The following is a 16,813-nucleotide window of genomic DNA, read 5'->3' as shown; positions in this document are numbered from 1 at the left end:
ACTTAGTGCCTGCGGCCAGATGAAAAGGGGCCCTGGATCGGGCCCCCCATTGCGAACGGTAGGCAGGCCTCAGACCGCGCCGCACCTGTCCATGACACAGCGATCGTATTCGAACTGGCACTCCATGGCATCACCGCCGCCGGCAACGCAGGCCTGGTAGGCCTTCCAGCACGGGAAGTCGCACGGCTGGACTGGACCGGCCACCGCCACCGCCACCGAACCGGTACACGCAAGTGCAAACACTGCAGCAACGATTACTTTCCTGATGGCTCGCATCGATATCACTCCCTGATAGGCCTGGTAATTCCAGGCTGCATCACCGTAGCCGTGCGCGCGGGTGAAAAGGTGAAGGCGCCGGCTCAGCCTGCCAGCAATTGCAGATCACGCAGCTGCGCGCGCAGCTCGGCAATGTCGTGCCACGGCAGTATCGGCGAGTTCCCGCGCTCATCAGGAGGGTTGCCGGGAAGACCCTCCGACCAGCCACCGGCGCCCACAAGCGGCAGCAAAGGCCGCTTGTGCAGCCAGGCCAGACACACTTCGGAAATCGTGCCCGCGCGCCCGCCGATGACGATGCAGGCATCGCCGGCCAAGGCCATGATCAGGTTGCGGGCATCGCCCATGCCGCATGGCACCACCACCGTTGCCGGCCAGTCTGCTGCGGGCATGCTGCCTTCCGGAATCACACTCAGCACCGTGCCACCGGCTGCGACTGCATGCTCGGCTGCCACCCGCGTGGCTGGGCTGCCACAGCCGCTGACCAGGGTGATTCCATTTTCGGCGAGGAACCTGCCCGCCTGTGCAGCGAGGTCGAACGCCGGTGAGCCAGGATCGGCACTCCCCAGGATGGCGATCTGGGGCTTGCGGAAGGACTTGCGGGAGGTTGGTGTCATGGAGCGACCTGGGTGACCGAACGGAAGGACAGCATGGAGACGGAACCGATCCGGGCAGCCACTGTTCAATTGCCCGACGCGGGAACGTATCACGCCAGCAGTTTGTCTTTCTGATGCTGATTGCACAGTTCACCGCCTCAGCATCACCAGGCCACCCAGGCTCAACGACGGCAGCAGCAGCCCAAAGGCCACCAGCGGCCAGACCGTATCGCCCGGCAGCAGCAGCGTCGCGAGCGTGCCAAGCGTTGCCACGATCACGCCCTGCACGGCGTAGTACAGCGCCACTGCCGTGCCGGAGGCATCGGCAAAGATGGTGCTGGCCATTGGCCTGTCCATCACTGCCGCCGGCAATGCGCTGGCCGGTGTCGGTGCATGGCGCAACCAGCCGACGGTGGCGCTGCTGGCGATGGTCATCATCGGCGCAGGCGGTGGCATCCTCAACGGCGAAACATCCAAGGCGATCATCGGCTCTGCGCCCCGCGACCGCGCAGGCATGGCCTCGGGCATCAGTGCGACGACGCGCTTCGTCGGCATCCTGCTCGGCTTCACGGTCCTCTCCAGCGCCCTGACCATCGGCATCCGCGCCGGACTCTCAGCACGCGTTCCTGCAGATGAAGTCATGCGTCTGGCCGACACCATCGCCACCGGTGCACTGACCCGAGGAGCCCAGGTTGATCTGGCGCGGGCGATCTACAGCCAGGGCTTTGCCGCGTCCCTGTGGACTGCCGCCGCAGCAGCGACGCTTGCCAGCCTGGCCGTTGCCCTGCTCAGGCCACGCGCCTGATCGCAGATGGCAGACGCAGAAACGACCAGGGCAGCACTGGGCTGCCCTGGTCGCGGCGATGTGGGGGGACGATCGCCGGATGCGATCAGGCAGCCTTCATCGCATGCTTGCGGTCGCGCATCACCGAGTGGCACTCCTGCACTTCCGGCAGCCACTGGGTCACTTCCTGGCGCACCGCCGGCGGCAGGTCGTTGTCCTTCAGCACGTCCTTGAACGCGCCCAGCAGGCGATCCTCGGACTCTTCAAGTTCGGCCACGTAACCGTAGTTGGTGTCACCGAAGGCCGCGCGCACCTTGCCGTAGAACTGCTGCATGGAACCGACCATGGTGCCGTGCTCGGCCGGCTTGCCGCCGGTAGCGGCCACCGAGCTGCTCAGCGAGGACACGATGCGGCCCTTCACGCCGGCGATGCGGACGAACAATGCCGACAGCTCGGCATCCTTCACCTTGGTTGCGGCTTCCTCGTAGAAAGACTTGCCATCACGTGCGATCTCGATCAGGTCGTTGAGGCGATGCTCGATGGTGGACTGGGTGCTCATGTGTAGTCTCCTCTGGGGGAAAAAGGGCAACAGTGGAATCCGTTGCCTGCGAGCCCAGACTGGCCGACCGGGTGTGGTTCACGGGTGAGCATCGATTGATGCGGTGATCATGCTGCCCAACGGCGCCCCACCCACTCACGCGGGCGACGCGGTGTCTTCACCTCATCTGAATCCTGGCAATGACCTCCACGGTCATCCGCACCGCATGTCTAGTCCACCGCTACCCGCACTACATGGCCGATGCCCCGATGGAACATCTTCGCGTACGGACAGACCCGCTCGGTGTTGCGCACCAGTTCGGCTGCACGTATCGGGTCCATGCCAGGCAGGCACACCACGATCTCGGCCGACAGCAGGTACAGGCCGTCCACGGGATCGCGCGCGAACGTCACCGCTACGTCGCTCGGGTGTGGTTGCCTTCATGCACAGCAAAGCCACGCATGGCGTGGCTCTACCGGCGGGCTTTCCACCCTGCGTCAATCCAGTAGATTCACGCCATGCGTGGATGCGGTTGGCCTGATGCACAGCAAAGCCACGCATGGCGTGGCTCTATCGGCGGGCTTTCCACCCTGCGTCAATCCAGTAGATCCACGCCATGCGTGGATGCGGTTGGCCTGATGCACAGTAAAGCCACGCATGGCTCGGCTCTGCCAGCGGGCTTTCCACCCTGCGTCGATCCAGTAGATCCACGCCATGCGTGGATGCGGTTGGCCTGATGCACAGCAAAGCCACGCATGGCGTGGCTCTACTGGCGGGCTTTCCACCCTGCGTCAATCCAGTAGATCCACGCCATGCGTGGATGCGGTTGGCCTGATGCACAGTAAAGCCACGCATGGCGTGGCTCTACTGATTCGGCTACTTCTGCTGCAGGAAGGCCAGCAGGTCCTGGTTGACCTTGTCCTTGTGGGTTTCGGTCAGACCATGCGGCGCACCCGGGTAGACGATCAGCTTGGCGCCCCTGATCAGCTTGGCCGACATCCGTCCCGCCAGGTCGATGGGCACGATCTGATCGTCGTCGCCGTGGATCACCAGGGTCGGCACATCAAACTTCTGCAGGTCGGCGCGGAAGTCGGTCGCCGAGAACGCGGCGATCGAGTCGTAGGTGTTCTTCTGCCCACCCAGCATGCCCTGCGCCCACCATGCATCGACCATCGCCTGGTTGACCTTCGCGCCCGGTCGGTTGAATCCATAGAACGGCCCGGACGGAATGTCCTTGTACAGCTGCGAGCGGTTCTCCAGCTGCGCCTTGCGGATGCCGTCGAACACTTCGATCGGAACGCCACCGGGGTTGTCTGCGGTTTTCAGCATGAACGGCGGCACCGAACTGATCAGCACGGCCTTCTTCACCCGTCCCGTGCCGTGGCGGCCGATGTACCGCGCCACTTCGCCGCCGCCGGTGGAGAAGCCCACCAGCGTGACGTCCTTCAGGTCCAGCGTATTGATCACCGTGGCCAGATCATCGGCATAGTGATCCATGTCGTTGCCGTCCCAGGGCTGGCTGGAACGACCGTGGCCACGGCGGTCGTGTGCGACCACCCGGTAGCCGTGGTCCGCCAGGAACATCATCTGCGATTCCCAGCTGTCCGAATCCAGTGGCCAGCCATGGCTGAAGGTCACCACCGGCCCATTCTTCGGGCCCCAGTCCTTGTAGTACAGCTGCACGCCATCGGCGGTGGTGATGGTGCTGGCGGTGCGCGTGACAGCGCTGGGCGCGGACGGGTGTGCCGGCGCGGCGGCCTGGGCGGACAGGCCCGCCTGCATCGACAGGGCCAGGGCAGTTGCAGCGAGGGTGCGGGTAACGGTGTTCATGGTGGACCTCCAGCGGATGGGTGGGTTTCGACAGGGGCTACTTTGCACCCCTGTCCGGGACCATTGGTGACGTGAAGTCCAGAAAACTTGATCAGAAATCCCATAATACCGGCGCCCAGCGGAACGCCTCGCCCTCGCGGGACACCCGGCCCACTAACGGGAACGGCAGATGCGTGGCCACCAGCATCTCGCCGGTGCCGGCCAGCGCATTGAGCAGTTCGATGCGCACCCGCGCCGATTCCTCCGGGTCATGCTCGAAGCCGTTGTGCCAGTTCGGTCGGTCGAAACCGACGGCGAACACGGCATCGCCAGCGAACGTCAGTGCCTGGCCCCCAGAGGCAACGCGCACCACACAGTGGCCCGGCGTGTGGCCGCCGGTGCGGCGCGCGGCTACACCCGGTGCGTTCGCATGCTCATCCTCGAAGGTGTGCAAGAAACTGCAGTACTCGGCCCAGAAATGCGTGTCCGTTGCGCGAAGCGCGTCCGGGAACCCGTGCGGCATGTTGGTGCGGGTGAAGTCGGCGCCACAAGCTGTCGTGGACCTGTAGCACGGCAAGGGCCGTGTGGGATCAGCGTAGGCAACGCAGGCAGTGCGCAGTAGACCCGCAGGCGGGCTCGCGGCGTTGCCTTTTGGGAAGCAGTGGGCGACGTGGTTCCCGCCCACCGCCTGCCACCCGGTGGGCTGCGCTCAGCCGCCCTTGCCCATCAGCCAGCGGATGGCCTGCGGAAACGAGGTCTTCCAGTCGTCCGGATAGAAATGGCCACCCTCATGGGTACGCGACCGGAGCTCGTTGCCATCGCTGAAAAGGGCGCGGAAATCCGCGCTCATCTTCTGGTTCGCCGGCCCTTCCTGCTCGCCGTTGATGACGAACACCCGCTTGCCGTGCGCGCTGCTCTGCGTGGGCACCGGCTGTCGCCAGCCACCCGGCGACACCAGCAATGCACCGGCATAGTCATCCGGATGCTGCGCCAGCAGCGCGCCGGCATGCTGCGAGCCCTGCGAGAAACCCATCAGGTACACCTGCTTGCGGTCGATGCACTGGCGCGCGGCCAGTTGCTCCAGCCCCGCCTGCACCACCTTGTGCGTGCCCTCATACGGGCCGGTCCAGCTGAAGCTGTCGAACGACTCGCGCATCTCCGTACCGTTGATGCCCAGCAACACCACACCAGCATCGGCCAGCGGCTGCTCGCTGCTGTCCAGGTGGCCATTGATGCCGTAGCCGTGCAGCCACACCAGCACCGGCGCACAGGCCGGCATCGCAACCCCCTTCGAAGGGGCCAGCACCGAGATGGCGCCCACCTTGCCGACCGATACCTTCGCGTAGCGTGCCTGTGTATTGGCCAGCACCTGCTTGAAGAACGGCGTTCCGCGCAGGTGCTCGAAGTCATCGTTGTCGGCCAGCGCGGGCGCGAACCACATGCCACGCTCATCGGCTTGGCGCAGATAGCGCTCGGCCAGCGCATCGTCACCGCGGCGTGCGAACAATGCCGCTGCGTGGTACGGCGCCTGCGCCAACGTGGGGTCTTCGCGGGTTGCGGCCAGATAGAGCGCCAGCGACTGCAGCAGCGTGGCGTCGTGTTCCTCGGCCCGCTCCATCAGGTCCTGCGCATCGTCGGCATTGATCAGGGCATTCAGCACCGGGCTGATCGACTTGAACGCGATGGTCGAAGCGCTGTCCTGTTCCTCGGCCTGTGCGGTTGGCGCGCAGACAGCGAGCGCCAGGAAGACAGCAAGAGCAGACAGCTTCGGCATGGGGAATCTTCCGTGATTGCGGCAACGTGCGGGGCGCGCAGTCTAGCAACCTCCGGGCCGATCAGATCACCCTGCGCTCAACCGTAGGCAGGATGGCTGCCGGTAAGCACGCCCATCGAAAACGCGTAGCCCGCTTCTTCCAGCAACAGCCGCATGCGCAGTTCCGCGCGCCGCGGAACACACAGCCCGCTCGGTGCGTACAGCGCATAGACGAAGCCGGCGCCTTCCACGTGCTCGCGGCGCACCGAACAGTTGTTGGTTTCTGCGGCGTCGGACCACACGGCCCGCAGCTTCTCCGGGCCGATGGATTGACCGTTGCGCAGGCGGAACGTCAGCCAGCGCACGCCCAGCGGCGGATGGTAGGTCAGGTTAGCCATTGCGCACCTTCAATACGGCGGCGGAGATGGTTCAGGACGTCCGGTTGCAGATCAGGATGCTCGTTGCACGCGGACGCCGGCAGATCGATGCGGACAGCGCCGTTGACCAGCGCGGGGGGATCGGTGTGCAGGTCGATCCACCCTCCATCGGGAAGGCGAAGCCCGCGTCCGTCCCTGTCATAGAGGTTGATCTGAAAAGACATGACGCTCGCTCCCATTGGAGTTCGAGCATACGCCTGCGCGATGTCACTCCAGACTGCGACCCGCCGACGCGATTTCCTCGACCCGCTTGGCGCACACGAAAACGAACGCCTCGTCCTGCTGCACCTTCAGGAACGAATCCAGCCAGCGTGCCGCAGCACCGCGGTTGCCGATCACGCCCCCGAGTTCTTCGGTAAGGCAACGCGCGCACTCCATGCCACCCGGACTGGGGGCCTGGCAGGCGCGGCAGCGCGCCATCGTCGTCATTCCTGCCGGACGGCACTGGTACATGATCTTCGTCATCAGGCTTACCGCACGGGCATGGGACGACATCAGCACGCTCCCCGAGCGTTGCCATGCTGGGCTGCCGGCCCGGTTCCGGCCGAGGCATTGGTGCGATCGGTCCGGCCTTGCGGCGGATTGTTGTTCATGGCCGCGCTCCACCGCAGCGATCTGCTGCGGCGCCACTGTGGGCGTGGGCCGGTTACGCAACTGCATGAAAGCCGAAGATTAATGAACGGGCGCCATGAACAGCGCTGCGCGCACACAGGCTCCTGACATGCTCAGGTGTACGTTGGCGTTCCAACAGGAGAAGTCTCATGGAACGCATCACCAACAAGGACTTCGTTGACGTCGAACGCGAGCTGCAGCATTGGCAGGCCGCGTTCCAGACGGGCGACCTGCCCGCCATCAACTTCCGCCACGAGGTCGCACCGGTCATCCGCCTGGCGTGCGACATCTATGTCCGCAACCCACATGGCACGCGCACGGCGTGGCTTACCGATCTGCAATCACGGCTTGCGCTGCGCACCAGCCTGCGTGGCCACCCGGGGTCGGCTGAGATGGCGATGGGCTGCTGGGCGCGCCTGTCCGGGCCGGCATTGGCCCCGCAAGCGGGGTGACACCGGCTGCGGGCAGATCACTCCTCGCCCGCGAGCTGGTTGCCTTCCTGCATCAGCTGATCATTCAACCGGTTCACCAGGGCGATGACCGCATCAGCCAAGGCACGTGCATCGGCGATGGAGCCGTGGAAGGCAATGCGGGTACCCTCCACCTTCACTTCTGCCAATGACAGCTGCGACGCCAGCGTCGCGCAGTGCTGCAGGAAGCGGCCGGTCCACTGTTCGTCGGGTGCCTGATCGAGCAGCGCGGTGATGGCTTCATCGGCAGTCGCATCGACCTGCTGGTGAAGCCGTGGCACGTCGAACCCAACGATGCGCGGCAGTCTGGACGTGCTCACGTGCTTCCCCCGGAGTGTGCAGAACGCCAGTATCGCGTCACCGCCCTCCCGGGCGAAGCGTCCGACGTGAACCGTTCATCCGGGCCGGCGATGCCGGGCCCCCGGTCAGCGGAGGCGTGTCGATTGCCGACCCGTCCGGGCGTCGAGAGATGAATGGCCAGCCGACGTGGCCGCCAACGCAGATGGACATCCCGATGACCCCGATCCTGACCGCATTCAAGCATTCCCCGGACCGTGGCCAGGGGCTGGCCCGCGACATGCGCGTGCGCTGGGCGCTGGAAGAGCTGGGAGTGGCCTACGACGTCCATCTGCTCTCCTTCGAGGAGATGAAGCAGCCGGCGCACCTGGCGCGGCATCCGTTCGGTCAGATCCCCACCTATGAGGATGGCAACGTAGTGCTGTTTGAATCAGGCGCGATCGTCCTGCACCTGGCCGAACAGCACCCCGGGTTGCTGCCCGCCGATGCGATCGCGCGCATGCGTGCGATCACCTGGATGTTCGCCGCACTGAACACCGTCGAGCCGCCGATCGTCGAACGCTCCATGGCGTGGGTGCTGGAACGCGAGCAGCCCTGGTATGCGCAGCGGCTGGTGATGCTGGACGAGCGCGTGCGCAGGCGCCTGGGTGAGCTGTCCGCGCGACTGGGCGATGCACCGTGGCTGGACGGAGACTTCAGCGCCGGCGACCTGTTGATGGTGTCGGTGCTACTGCGGCTGCACAGCAGCGGCATCGTCGATGAGTATCCGATGCTGACTGCGTACCTCGCGCGTGCGACGCAACGGCCCGCCTACCAGCGCGCCTTGGCCGCGCAGCTGGCGGTGTTCCAGAACCCGTAGCTCCACGCCGCTCCCCGTAGCTCCACGCCATGCGTGGAGAACACCATCTGCCCACTGCAACCATTCCCCGGCGGATGGTGAACACCCCGTAAAACAGACGTCGCGCGTGCTCACACGTGCGCTGCACCATCACCTACGCTCGGGTTCCGCCCCCCGCCCGGAACCGGATCATGCCCTTGATTGCCTTCGCGCTTGCCTCAGCACTGTCCGCCCTGCCCGACATCGGCTGGGAGCGCGAGCGGGCCGAAGATGCCCACCAGCTCATGCTGTGCCAGATCCACCGCGACCAGCTGGCCGATCGTGGGGAAAAGTCGCAGACCTACCAGCAGGCCAAGGCCGTCTGTGATCTGCTCGCCCGCGAGTACAAGCAGAACTGGGATTTCGACGCCCACGATGCGCTGGCTGCGGAGGCAGTGGATTTCTTCGACCTGCTGCAGCGCGGTGAGGCCACTGCCGTGCCACCGGGCAAGGCCGATCACGTTCTCGAGTGATCGCCGCCCTGTTGAACGATCAGAGGATGACGGCGGCAAACAGGCCGACCAGCCCTATCGTCGTCAGCAGGAACGAGACCACAACCGAACCAAGCGCACGCAGCGCCGATCCCCCGTTCAAGGCCACGAAGGCCCGCATGCGGGCCCACAGGTACCACGCCACCGCCAGAACGCCGATGGCGGGCGCGGTGAACGGGCCGGCCTGCATCGGCGAAGCGGCTGCCGCCTGCGCCAGTGCGAGTGCCACCACGAAGGGGCATGCGATGAACGCCTGGATGGAGAAAGGCTCGCGCAGCGTCTCGCGGTTCACGGGCAGCCGCTGGCGCCGAAGCGTGCCCAGTGCCGCGCCAAGTGCGTACACGCAGAACACGGCAGAGCGGGTGAGCAGCAACCCCTGCTCGCTGCTGAAAAGCAGCTGCCCCACCGGCGTACTGAGCCTGGGCGAAGACATGCGCAGCGCCATCTCAAGCGCATGGGCGATGGCCACCGACAGGATCAACATCAGCACCGGGCTGATCGCATCGGAGAACCTGTGCTCCAGATCCTTGCCGAGCTCGCGGCGGGTGTAGAGCGCAACCTCGCCGGGGTGAATCAATACCCGCCAGAACATCCGCGGATAGAACACCAGCCAGCCGACCAGCTCGTAGAGGAATTCTTCCAGCGATCGCAGCAGTCGTATGAGGTCCATGACCGCCGTGGATAGCGTGCGGGGCGTGAAGCCGGGATCACGGGGGGGGGCGTTTCAGTCGGGACGGCGCAGGTGCGGGGCCGAGGGAGAGCGGGCTCTCTGTGCGCAGAGGCTATCGGGCGTCAGTCGGATGCCTCCATTTACGCCGACCGTGGTGGGCCCACCAGGATTCGAACCTGGAACCAAGGGATTATGAGTCCCCTGCTCTAACCGTTGAGCTATAGGCCCTTTAAGGGTTTCAGGCGGTTTTACGCGGTCGCCGTTGTAACTTCGGTGTAATCGCGTCGCCGGAAAGCTGCTTCTGTAGGGCCGCCATAGCGTCCTGCATCGAAGCTGCGTGAGTGTACCGTTCGGCCATGGCTCTTGTCTTCCAGCCGCCCATTGCCTAGATGGTTGCCGCATCGAGACCGGCGTGCGCAGCGTTGGTCGAAGCCGTGTGACGGGAAGAGGTAAGCCTCAGTTTCCATGCCTTTGATGACTTTACCGAGGTACTGCGCAAGTACCTGCGGCATAGGCTGCTAGCGCCGGCCCGCCTTGTCCTTGCCGATCCACAGAATCCTGCGCTGCACGTCTACGTCGCCCGCGCGCAGGTTGAGCGCCGCACTGTGCCGCAGTCCGGTGTAGAGCGTCACCATCACAAACCGATGTGCCAATGGCGACACGTCCTCCTGAGCGGCCAGCAGCAGCCTTTGTGACTCTTCCGGCGTCGGGTCCAGCTTTCCCTGCGGGCCGCGCTGGCGGGCCAGCAGCGGCGCAGCGTTGAGGATCTTCCGGCACCGCATGATGTTGAGCATGTGCAGCAGTGCGGATCGCTCACGGTTGATCGTACCCAGGCTCGCGCCCTCGCCTTTCCGCTTCGACACATAGGGAAGCCAGTCTTCATCGGTCAGCCTGGCCACTACGTTGCAGACGATCGTCGGTGTGGCGCTGATCGTCGTCGCGTCGATCTGCGGCCGGTCAAGTGCTGGCGCCGCAGCTGCGGAGCTGTGGGGCGCCCAGGGCGCGACCGGTTGAAGTCTGGCGATTGGTGGTGTCGCGCAGATGCTGTCGCCGCAGCCAAAAGGTATGGGCGCGAAGGATAGCGCCGAGAGCACCCCGAACTGCAGCATGAACGATGATGTGAACACGCAGGCGCAGGGCAATCATTGTGCCAGTGGCCTACGGCGGCCACGACACCAAGGGCATGTCGTCGGCTCGGCGGTGATCACTGGCGGCATCTATGCAGAGGAACAGCAGTGATAACGACTCCCGACGCTACAGATCAGGTAAGCCAGCAGAAATTTCACGACTTGGCTCATCCGCCCAGCACGTACTGATATTTCGGCGCTTGCACCAGTCGTAGGTGGCCTGGCCGAGCAGTCGCCGGGTCTTGGCAAGGTTGGCTGCGGACACACGCTCTCCACGAATGTCGTTGTCGCGCCAGCCACACAGATACACCTTGTTAGCCTCCTCCACGTCGCGATAGACCTGCACCACGTCGGCGCGTGTGGGCCGATCTCCTAGGACAACAGTGTGCGGCAGGGCAGCGTCGATCTCGCGCAGGAAGACACTGGGCTGAAGGGGATTACCACCACCAGCCCCGTTTCGCAGGGCTGCGGCTAGCGCCCCGTACTGGTCGCCCAGGTACGCGCTAACCTCGTAATCGCGGGATACGTCGAAGATTAGGACGAGATCGTGCCCCAAGCAGGCCAGCGCCAGCTCGTATGGCACCACGTCGGCCAGGAACAGTCCTGAAAAGACCAGGTGATTGTGCTGTATCCGAAACTTGGCCCGATCAAGGCCAATGGCTTGCATGCTAGCGTGCAGCCGCTCCAAACCGTCCATGCGCATGATCCCTTCTCCTCACTTTCTTGCCGTGTCCCCAGCAAATCGCTTTGTAGCAAACGCGCCCCCCTTCTGACCGGCATGGCCAGCTGGGTATATCGATCACTGGCTCAGTTGATTACCTAGTCAGACGACATAAACGCCCACTTTGTATGGCGTTAGAACTACGGCCGCGAAGCTCTCTTTGTGCAGCTTGCCCTTCGGATCGAACCACTGGCATTCAACGCCCTTATCGCTGACGGAACTCACAGTCATCACTGGCCCGCCACTCTTCAGCTTTACTTTGTCACCAAGCTTGAATTCCATACGCACCCTTCTATTGGCGATACTCGTATTGCCAAGTAAGCACGGGTTTAGGAAGAATTCAACTAGTGCATACCGGGTCGACGCAGAAGCGCACCGGGCCATTGCTGATTGACTGGCACCATCTAGGCACTGCCGGACAACCTCGTGCGTGCTGTGTTCGACCTGGTGGTGGAGAAGAACGGCTAGGCCGCGACCACGGCGGCGGTCCAGCAGAGCAACGCCCTGCTCGCTCGGGTAGTGGATCGGTTGGACCGGATCGATACGTCCGGCAGCAAGACAGCGCCGACCACCAACAGCAGCGCACTGCGCGCTGCACTCAATTCAACGTAGGGTTGAGCTAAGGCATCGACTGCTTGATGAGCAGTGCCCAGAATCGGCCGCTTAGCGCCTCCGCCTGAGCGGCCAGATCTGTCATCGCCGAAAGATCGATGTCCTTGTTCTTGCCTTTTCTGTCTTTCAGTTGGGTCGTGGTAAAGATCCTGCCCGTATCCACCTCGATGCCGTCGCTTGCGGAGCCTACCGCGCGAACATAGAAATCGACAGCTAACGCTGAGTGCAGCGCTGTGTTTCGCAGCTCTCGAAGCACATGCGCCTCTTCGATTAGATTCACAAGTTCAGCTTGGAGCCCGGCTTGGAGGTTGACCAATGAGGCTTTGAGGGCGGTCAACCTGTCATAGAAGCTACCACTGGCGTCTCCTTGGGAGCGCTCGAGCAGCATATCGGTGGCCCACTCCACGCCGCCAACCCCCATCGAGAACCGCCCTATTTGAACCGCCCACTCACGACTGGGTGAACTGTCCTGCGCGTCGATCATCGAATGTCATTCCTGTGTAATCGTGGAGGAAAAACAAGGAAATTTTCTGCAATAGCTTGAAAGACATATTCCCGAAAAATCGGCGGAAACAGCTAAATTCAATGTGATTTACAAGCATCCGAAACGGTTCGCCAAGCGCTGAACATGGATTATAAGCCTCCTACTCTAACCGTTGAGCTATAGGCCCTGCGCAGCGTCACAGTGTAGTGGAGCACGACCGGAATCGGCTACTCAGTCGGCATTCGCGAGTGCCTCAGCAACATGCTGCAACCGCTTCTCCGCCATCCCCGCCAACCGCTCCATCTCCTGCAGATGCGCCTGGAACAGCGCCACCGCCTTCATTGCACCCTCCAGCCCCCTCCGGTTGCCACCGGCAAACCCCGCAACCAACTGTTCTCCCGATTGCGTCAGCAGCGCTAGCGTGGCCCGTCGGGCGAAGCCCAGCCGATCCTCCAGCTCGTCCTGCATGACGTCCTCCCACGTCATCAACGGTGGGAAATCCAGGGCAGCAACAACAGGCACATCGTGTTCAACAGCCTTCATGGCCAAGCTCCAGATGCTCAACAGGGGTGATGCCGCAGATACACGAATTGCACGTGTCCCCGCAGCGCGTCCGCCTCGGTGCCGGTGATCCGGCCCGCCCACGAGGTGTGTTGAGCACCTGCATCGCAAGCGTGCGTCTGGCATCCCTGCACGTCAAAGGGCGGATGCGTCATCACCAACCGCGGCCGAGCATGGCCGCAACTCCACACCGGATCCCCCAAAGAAAAACCCCGCCGAAGCGGGGTTTTTCCAGACAGAAGCAGTTGCCGAGCATGGCTCGGCACTACCTGGAGATCAATCGATATCCAGGAAGCTGCGCAGCTGCTCCGAACGGCTCGGGTGACGCAGCTTGCGCAGGGCCTTCGCTTCAATCTGGCGGATGCGCTCGCGGGTCACGTCGAACTGCTTGCCGACTTCCTCGAGGGTGTGGTCGGTGTTCATGTCGATGCCGAAGCGCATGCGCAGCACCTTGGCTTCCCTCGGGGTGAGGCCGGCCAGCACGTCGCGCACGGTTTCAGACAGGTTGATGTTGGTGGTGTTCTCGATCGGGGACTCCACGTTGGTGTCCTCGATGAAGTCGCCCAGATGGGAATCCTCGTCGTCGCCGATCGGGGTTTCCATCGAGATCGGCTCCTTGGCGATCTTCATCACCTTGCGGATCTTGTCTTCCGGCATGTCCATTTCCTTGGCCAGCTCCTCCGGCGTAGCCTCGCGGCCGTACTGCTGGAGCATCTGGCGGGAAATGCGGTTCAACTTGTTGATCGTTTCGATCATGTGCACCGGAATACGGATGGTGCGCGCCTGGTCGGCGATCGAACGGGTGATGGCCTGACGGATCCACCAGGTCGCATACGTGGAGAACTTGTAGCCGCGGCGGTACTCGAACTTGTCCACGGCCTTCATCAGGCCGATGTTGCCTTCCTGGATCAGGTCGAGGAACTGCAGGCCGCGGTTGGTGTACTTCTTGGCGATGGAGATCACCAGGCGCAGGTTGGCCTCGACCATTTCCTTCTTGGCCTTGCGCGCCTTGGCTTCGCCGTAAGCCATGGCACGGCTGAGTTCCTTCAGCTCGTCCAGGTCCAGCAGGGTGACCTTCTCGATGTCGATGGTGGCCTGCTGCTCGGACACGATCTGGTCCTTCACTTCACGCAGCGCCGAAGACCACTTCTGCTTGCGCTTCAGTGCGTCTTCCACCCATTCCAGGTTGGTCTGGTTGCCTTCCCAGGAACGGATGAAGTCCTTGCGCGGCATGCGGGCAGTGACGGTGGCCAGGTTCAGCACGCGGCGCTCGTGGGCCTTGATGCTGCCCATGGTGTCGCGCAGCTGCTTGGTCAGCACGTCGGTCAGCGGCAGCGGCAGCTTCAGGGTGACGAACACCGCCGACATCTCCTCGCGGAGCTTCAGCAGGTTCTTCTTGTCGCCCTTGGCGGCAGCCTTCTTGAAGGCGTTGAGGGCATCGCCCAGCGCCTGCATGCGCGCAGCCACTTCCTCCGGATCCGGACCGGTCGGTGCAGCTTCTTCATCGCCGCCGTCGACGTCGTCTTCTTCCTCGTCGGCGTCGGCATCGGCGTCGTCCGCGTCATCGGCCACCACAGCGGCCGGGGCCGGCACGTCGTCGGTCAGGTCGTTGAAGCCGACGATCACTTCGGCAAGGCGCTTGCGGCCTTCCTTGTGCGCTTCGTAATCGGTCAGCAGCGATTCGACCGACACCGGGAACTGGCCGAGTGCGGCCTGGACCTGGGACAGGCCTTCTTCGATGCGCTTGGCAATGGCGATTTCGCCTTCGCGGGTCAGCAGCTCGACGGTACCCATTTCGCGCATGTACATGCGCACCGGGTCAGTGGTACGGCCACCTTCGGTGTCGAGCGCGCTCAGCGCGGCGGCAGCTTCTTCGGCTGCGGTGTCGTCGACCTCACGGTTGCCCGTGTTGCCGTCGTTGAGAAGCAGGGTTTCCACATCCGGAGCAACTTCATGGACATCAATGCCCATGCCGTTGATCATGCCGATGATGTCTTCGATCTGTTCCGGATCGACCATGTCGTCGGGCAGGTGGTCATTGACTTCGGCATAGGTCAGGTAGCCCTGTTCCAGGCCCTTGCTGATCAGTTGCTTGATTTCGGATTGGGCAGGACGTTCGTTGGCCATGTAGTGCTCGCGCCACCGGCTGGGGGGAAATAGGGAACGTAGCATTATACCAGCCCGGGGCCCGGCCTGCCGGGCGGTGGTCCCGGCGGCCTAGGGCCTGAGGAGGAAGGTCACGGGACCGTCGTTGACCAGGCTGACGACCATATGGGCACCGAAGCGGCCCGTTTCCACCCCGGGCGCGTGATTTTCACGACAGATGTCGACAAATCGATTGAACCCGCGTTCAGCCTCCTGCGGCGGTGCCGCGCTGGTGAAGCTCGGCCGCATGCCGGAACGGGTATCCGCGGCCAGGGTGAACTGGCTGACCAGCAACAGGCCGCCGCCGGTATCACGCAGCGAGCGGTTCATTTTTCCGGCCTCATCTGCAAACACACGGTAGCCGAGCAGGCGTTCGGCCATCCGCTGCAACTGGGCCTCGGTATCGCCCGGCTCCATGCCGACCAGGGCCAGCAGGCCGGGGCCGATCTGCCCCACCGCCTCACCTTCCACATGCACGGCAGCCTGGCTGACACGTTGAATCAGGACGAGCATCGGCGGGCTTCCAGGCAAGGGGCCGGCCACGATAGCAGCGCCCTTGGCTAAACTGGGGCCGATGAATCCACACCGCAAAGCCCGGCTGGTCTACCGCGCCACCACCCTGTTCGCCCGCCTGCCCTGGCCATTGCTGCGCGGGTTCGCGCGCGCCCTGGCCTGGACGTGGGTGCGCCTCGATGCCCGCGAGAGCCGCGTCACCCGCCGCAACCTGGAGCTGGCCTACCCCGAGCTGGACGCGCCGGCGCGTGACCGCCTGCAGCGCGAACTGCTGCGCTCCACTGCCCTGCAGGCCATCGAGACCCTGCGCCTGTGGAGCCGGAAGCCCGCCGACAACCTGCGCCTGCACCTGAAGGAGCGCCACGGCCAGGCGCTGTACGACGCGGCCCTGGCCAGCGGCAAGGGCGTGATCGTGGCGGCCCCGCACTACGGCAACTGGGAGCTGCTGAACCAGTGGCTGGCCTCGCGCGGCCAGATCGCCATCGTCTACAAGCCGCCGGAGGACGAGGCCAGCGATGCCTTCCTGCAGATCGTACGCGGCGGCGACAACGTGCAGCAGGTGCGCGCCGAAGGCCCCGCCGTGCGCCAGCTGTTCAAGGTGCTCAAGGACGGCGGTGCCACCGGCATCCTGCCCGACCAGCAGCCCAAGGCCGGCGACGGGGTGTTCGTGCCGTTCTTCGGCGTGCAGGCACTGACCATGACCCTGGTCAACCGCCTGGCCGAGCGCACCGGCGCGACCGTGCTGTATGGCTGGTGCGAGCGCATCGGCCCGGACATGCAATTTGCCCTGCACATCGAGCCGACCGACCCGGCCGTGGCCGATCCGGACCCGCACGTGGCGGCCACCGCGCTCAACGCGGGCATCGAACGCATCGCCCGCCGCGACCCGGCGCAGTACCAGTGGACCTACAAGCGCTATACGCTGCGGCCACCGGGCAGCGGCGAGGAAGACCCGTACGCGACCGACGAACATCCGCACTGAGAGCCGCTGCACTGCACCCGGCCTGCGACACACCGCCGCAGCACGTTGAATACGACGCTGG

At 64.2% G+C, this 16,813-nt stretch carries 25 protein-coding genes and 1 tRNA gene; 5 read left to right on the top strand and 21 right to left on the bottom strand.

Translation table 11 applies throughout. The features are described from left to right. Positions 1-69 precede the first annotated feature (69 nt). The 3 genes from TEP_RS20045 to TEP_RS02330 form a co-directional block, all read right to left on the bottom strand. Complete coding sequence (locus TEP_RS20045; protein ID WP_132824051.1) at positions 70-276, bottom strand: hypothetical protein; 207 nt, start codon at positions 274-276, stop codon at positions 70-72. An 83-nt stretch (positions 277-359) separates the two neighbouring features. Beyond that, the gene (locus TEP_RS02335; protein ID WP_240790620.1) at positions 360-983 is read right to left on the bottom strand and encodes a Rossmann fold nucleotide-binding protein; all 624 of its coding nucleotides are present in this window, start codon (positions 981-983) and stop codon (positions 360-362) included. Positions 984-1,019: 36 nt separating this feature from the next. Further along, positions 1,020-1,214: a hypothetical protein gene (locus TEP_RS02330; RefSeq protein ID WP_240790619.1), complete on the bottom strand. Its 195-nt coding sequence runs from the start codon at positions 1,212-1,214 to the stop codon at positions 1,020-1,022. Between TEP_RS02330 and TEP_RS02325 the strand changes: the two genes are divergently transcribed. After that, on the top strand, positions 1,201-1,674 hold the full coding sequence (locus tag TEP_RS02325) for a hypothetical protein (protein ID WP_240790618.1): 474 nt from the start codon (positions 1,201-1,203) through the stop codon (positions 1,672-1,674). The genes TEP_RS02330 and TEP_RS02325 overlap by 14 nt on opposite strands. 85 nt (positions 1,675-1,759) lie before the next feature. Here the strand turns inward: TEP_RS02325 and TEP_RS02320 are convergent, their stop codons facing one another. From TEP_RS02320 to TEP_RS19870, 8 genes are all read right to left on the bottom strand, one after another. Continuing rightward, complete coding sequence (locus TEP_RS02320) at positions 1,760-2,212, bottom strand: PA2169 family four-helix-bundle protein (protein ID WP_032952113.1); 453 nt, start codon at positions 2,210-2,212, stop codon at positions 1,760-1,762. Between the two features lie 209 nt (positions 2,213-2,421). Then, positions 2,422-2,604, bottom strand: coding sequence for a hypothetical protein (locus TEP_RS02315; RefSeq protein ID WP_240790617.1), 183 nt, complete (start codon positions 2,602-2,604; stop codon positions 2,422-2,424). A 463-nt stretch (positions 2,605-3,067) separates the two neighbouring features. Continuing rightward, a complete protein-coding gene (locus TEP_RS02310) occupies positions 3,068-4,021 on the bottom strand; it encodes an alpha/beta hydrolase (protein ID WP_132824049.1) in 954 nt (317 codons plus the stop codon). A gap of 91 nt (positions 4,022-4,112) precedes the next feature. Continuing rightward, positions 4,113-4,454 (bottom strand): MBL fold metallo-hydrolase, encoded by a 342-nt coding sequence (locus tag TEP_RS02305; RefSeq protein ID WP_240790616.1) that lies wholly within the window; start codon positions 4,452-4,454, stop codon positions 4,113-4,115. A 255-nt stretch (positions 4,455-4,709) separates the two neighbouring features. After that, a complete protein-coding gene (locus tag TEP_RS02300) occupies positions 4,710-5,774 on the bottom strand; it encodes a prolyl oligopeptidase family serine peptidase (protein ID WP_132824048.1) in 1,065 nt (354 codons plus the stop codon). 77 nt (positions 5,775-5,851) lie between these two features. Then, a complete protein-coding gene (locus tag TEP_RS02295; RefSeq protein ID WP_025879032.1) occupies positions 5,852-6,151 on the bottom strand; it encodes a hypothetical protein in 300 nt (99 codons plus the stop codon). Continuing rightward, positions 6,139-6,354 carry a hypothetical protein gene (locus TEP_RS02290; RefSeq protein ID WP_132824046.1) on the bottom strand — a complete coding sequence of 72 codons (216 nt, stop codon included), beginning with the start codon at positions 6,352-6,354 and terminating at the stop codon, positions 6,139-6,141. Before TEP_RS02290 ends, TEP_RS02295 begins: the two co-directional genes overlap by 13 nt. Before the next feature lie 43 nt (positions 6,355-6,397). After that, entirely contained in the window at positions 6,398-6,850 is a 453-nt protein-coding gene (locus tag TEP_RS19870; protein ID WP_240790615.1) for a hypothetical protein, read from the bottom strand. Between the two features lie 101 nt (positions 6,851-6,951). On the opposite strand from TEP_RS19870, the gene TEP_RS02280 reads away from it, so the two are divergent. Further along, positions 6,952-7,254 (top strand): hypothetical protein, encoded by a 303-nt coding sequence (locus tag TEP_RS02280; protein WP_025879036.1) that lies wholly within the window; start codon positions 6,952-6,954, stop codon positions 7,252-7,254. Between the two features lie 17 nt (positions 7,255-7,271). Here the strand turns inward: TEP_RS02280 and TEP_RS02275 are convergent, their stop codons facing one another. Then, on the bottom strand, positions 7,272-7,592 hold the full coding sequence (locus tag TEP_RS02275; RefSeq protein ID WP_117311477.1) for a hypothetical protein: 321 nt from the start codon (positions 7,590-7,592) through the stop codon (positions 7,272-7,274). Between the two features lie 194 nt (positions 7,593-7,786). On the opposite strand from TEP_RS02275, the gene TEP_RS02270 reads away from it, so the two are divergent. After that, the gene (locus tag TEP_RS02270) at positions 7,787-8,428 is read left to right on the top strand and encodes a glutathione S-transferase family protein (RefSeq protein ID WP_132824045.1); all 642 of its coding nucleotides are present in this window, start codon (positions 7,787-7,789) and stop codon (positions 8,426-8,428) included. 170 nt (positions 8,429-8,598) lie between these two features. Then, entirely contained in the window at positions 8,599-8,919 is a 321-nt protein-coding gene (locus tag TEP_RS02265) for a hypothetical protein (RefSeq protein WP_132824043.1), read from the top strand. A 19-nt stretch (positions 8,920-8,938) separates the two neighbouring features. Here the strand turns inward: TEP_RS02265 and TEP_RS02260 are convergent, their stop codons facing one another. From TEP_RS02260 to dtd, 9 genes are all read right to left on the bottom strand, one after another. Then, positions 8,939-9,544 carry a hypothetical protein gene (locus tag TEP_RS02260; protein WP_132824042.1) on the bottom strand — a complete coding sequence of 202 codons (606 nt, stop codon included), beginning with the start codon at positions 9,542-9,544 and terminating at the stop codon, positions 8,939-8,941. 215 nt (positions 9,545-9,759) lie between these two features. Then, a tRNA-Ile gene (locus tag TEP_RS02255) sits at positions 9,760-9,835 on the bottom strand. A gap of 290 nt (positions 9,836-10,125) precedes the next feature. Further along, complete coding sequence (locus TEP_RS19715) at positions 10,126-10,716, bottom strand: hypothetical protein (protein ID WP_165933883.1); 591 nt, start codon at positions 10,714-10,716, stop codon at positions 10,126-10,128. A 145-nt stretch (positions 10,717-10,861) separates the two neighbouring features. Continuing rightward, on the bottom strand, positions 10,862-11,437 hold the full coding sequence (locus TEP_RS02240; RefSeq protein ID WP_132824038.1) for a DUF6037 family protein: 576 nt from the start codon (positions 11,435-11,437) through the stop codon (positions 10,862-10,864). A gap of 120 nt (positions 11,438-11,557) precedes the next feature. Then, positions 11,558-11,737 carry a DUF2158 domain-containing protein gene (locus TEP_RS02235; RefSeq protein ID WP_132824037.1) on the bottom strand — a complete coding sequence of 60 codons (180 nt, stop codon included), beginning with the start codon at positions 11,735-11,737 and terminating at the stop codon, positions 11,558-11,560. Between the two features lie 337 nt (positions 11,738-12,074). Continuing rightward, positions 12,075-12,551 (bottom strand): hypothetical protein, encoded by a 477-nt coding sequence (locus TEP_RS02230; RefSeq protein WP_132824036.1) that lies wholly within the window; start codon positions 12,549-12,551, stop codon positions 12,075-12,077. A gap of 231 nt (positions 12,552-12,782) precedes the next feature. Then, a complete protein-coding gene (locus TEP_RS02225) occupies positions 12,783-13,094 on the bottom strand; it encodes a hypothetical protein (protein ID WP_132824035.1) in 312 nt (103 codons plus the stop codon). Between the two features lie 294 nt (positions 13,095-13,388). Continuing rightward, complete coding sequence (rpoD, locus tag TEP_RS02220; protein WP_032976684.1) at positions 13,389-15,239, bottom strand: RNA polymerase sigma factor RpoD; 1,851 nt, start codon at positions 15,237-15,239, stop codon at positions 13,389-13,391. 90 nt (positions 15,240-15,329) lie between these two features. Further along, on the bottom strand, positions 15,330-15,770 hold the full coding sequence (gene dtd / locus TEP_RS02215; protein WP_032976683.1) for a D-aminoacyl-tRNA deacylase: 441 nt from the start codon (positions 15,768-15,770) through the stop codon (positions 15,330-15,332). Between the two features lie 61 nt (positions 15,771-15,831). Here dtd and TEP_RS02210 point away from each other — a divergent pair, with 61 nt between their 5' ends. Further along, positions 15,832-16,752 (top strand): lauroyl acyltransferase, encoded by a 921-nt coding sequence (locus TEP_RS02210; RefSeq protein ID WP_132824033.1) that lies wholly within the window; start codon positions 15,832-15,834, stop codon positions 16,750-16,752. The last annotated feature ends 61 nt before the right edge of the window (positions 16,753-16,813 follow it).

This window comes from Stenotrophomonas sp. TEPEL, assembly GCF_004348785.1.
Classification (GTDB): Bacteria; Pseudomonadota; Gammaproteobacteria; order Xanthomonadales; family Xanthomonadaceae; genus Stenotrophomonas; species Stenotrophomonas indicatrix.
Note: the sequence above shows the minus strand (reverse complement) of the source record. Positions and strands in the feature narration are given on the sequence as shown.

Excerpts from the sequence above, each read along its gene's own strand:
- TEP_RS02225 (WP_132824035.1), bottom strand. The coding sequence starts at position 13,094 with ATGAAGGCTGTTGAACACGATGTGCCTGTTGTTGCTGCCCTGGATTTC.
- TEP_RS02310 (WP_132824049.1), bottom strand. The coding sequence starts at position 4,021 with ATGAACACCGTTACCCGCACCCTCGCTGCAACTGCCCTGGCCCTGTCG.
- TEP_RS02320 (WP_032952113.1), bottom strand. The coding sequence starts at position 2,212 with ATGAGCACCCAGTCCACCATCGAGCATCGCCTCAACGACCTGATCGAG.
- TEP_RS19870 (WP_240790615.1), bottom strand. The coding sequence starts at position 6,850 with ATGCAGTTGCGTAACCGGCCCACGCCCACAGTGGCGCCGCAGCAGATC.
- TEP_RS02265 (WP_132824043.1), top strand. The coding sequence starts at position 8,599 with ATGCCCTTGATTGCCTTCGCGCTTGCCTCAGCACTGTCCGCCCTGCCC.
- TEP_RS02295 (WP_025879032.1), bottom strand. The coding sequence starts at position 6,151 with ATGGCTAACCTGACCTACCATCCGCCGCTGGGCGTGCGCTGGCTGACG.
- TEP_RS02230 (WP_132824036.1), bottom strand. The coding sequence starts at position 12,551 with ATGATCGACGCGCAGGACAGTTCACCCAGTCGTGAGTGGGCGGTTCAA.
- TEP_RS02235 (WP_132824037.1), bottom strand. The coding sequence starts at position 11,737 with ATGGAATTCAAGCTTGGTGACAAAGTAAAGCTGAAGAGTGGCGGGCCA.
- TEP_RS02210 (WP_132824033.1), top strand. The coding sequence starts at position 15,832 with ATGAATCCACACCGCAAAGCCCGGCTGGTCTACCGCGCCACCACCCTG.
- TEP_RS20045 (WP_132824051.1), bottom strand. The coding sequence starts at position 276 with ATGCGAGCCATCAGGAAAGTAATCGTTGCTGCAGTGTTTGCACTTGCG.
- dtd (WP_032976683.1), bottom strand. The coding sequence starts at position 15,770 with ATGCTCGTCCTGATTCAACGTGTCAGCCAGGCTGCCGTGCATGTGGAA.
- TEP_RS02300 (WP_132824048.1), bottom strand. The coding sequence starts at position 5,774 with ATGCCGAAGCTGTCTGCTCTTGCTGTCTTCCTGGCGCTCGCTGTCTGC.
- TEP_RS02325 (WP_240790618.1), top strand. The coding sequence starts at position 1,201 with ATGGTGCTGGCCATTGGCCTGTCCATCACTGCCGCCGGCAATGCGCTG.
- TEP_RS02240 (WP_132824038.1), bottom strand. The coding sequence starts at position 11,437 with ATGCGCATGGACGGTTTGGAGCGGCTGCACGCTAGCATGCAAGCCATT.
- TEP_RS02280 (WP_025879036.1), top strand. The coding sequence starts at position 6,952 with ATGGAACGCATCACCAACAAGGACTTCGTTGACGTCGAACGCGAGCTG.
- TEP_RS19715 (WP_165933883.1), bottom strand. The coding sequence starts at position 10,716 with ATGCTGCAGTTCGGGGTGCTCTCGGCGCTATCCTTCGCGCCCATACCT.
- rpoD (WP_032976684.1), bottom strand. The coding sequence starts at position 15,239 with ATGGCCAACGAACGTCCTGCCCAATCCGAAATCAAGCAACTGATCAGC.
- TEP_RS02290 (WP_132824046.1), bottom strand. The coding sequence starts at position 6,354 with ATGTCTTTTCAGATCAACCTCTATGACAGGGACGGACGCGGGCTTCGC.
- TEP_RS02270 (WP_132824045.1), top strand. The coding sequence starts at position 7,787 with ATGACCCCGATCCTGACCGCATTCAAGCATTCCCCGGACCGTGGCCAG.
- TEP_RS02330 (WP_240790619.1), bottom strand. The coding sequence starts at position 1,214 with ATGGCCAGCACCATCTTTGCCGATGCCTCCGGCACGGCAGTGGCGCTG.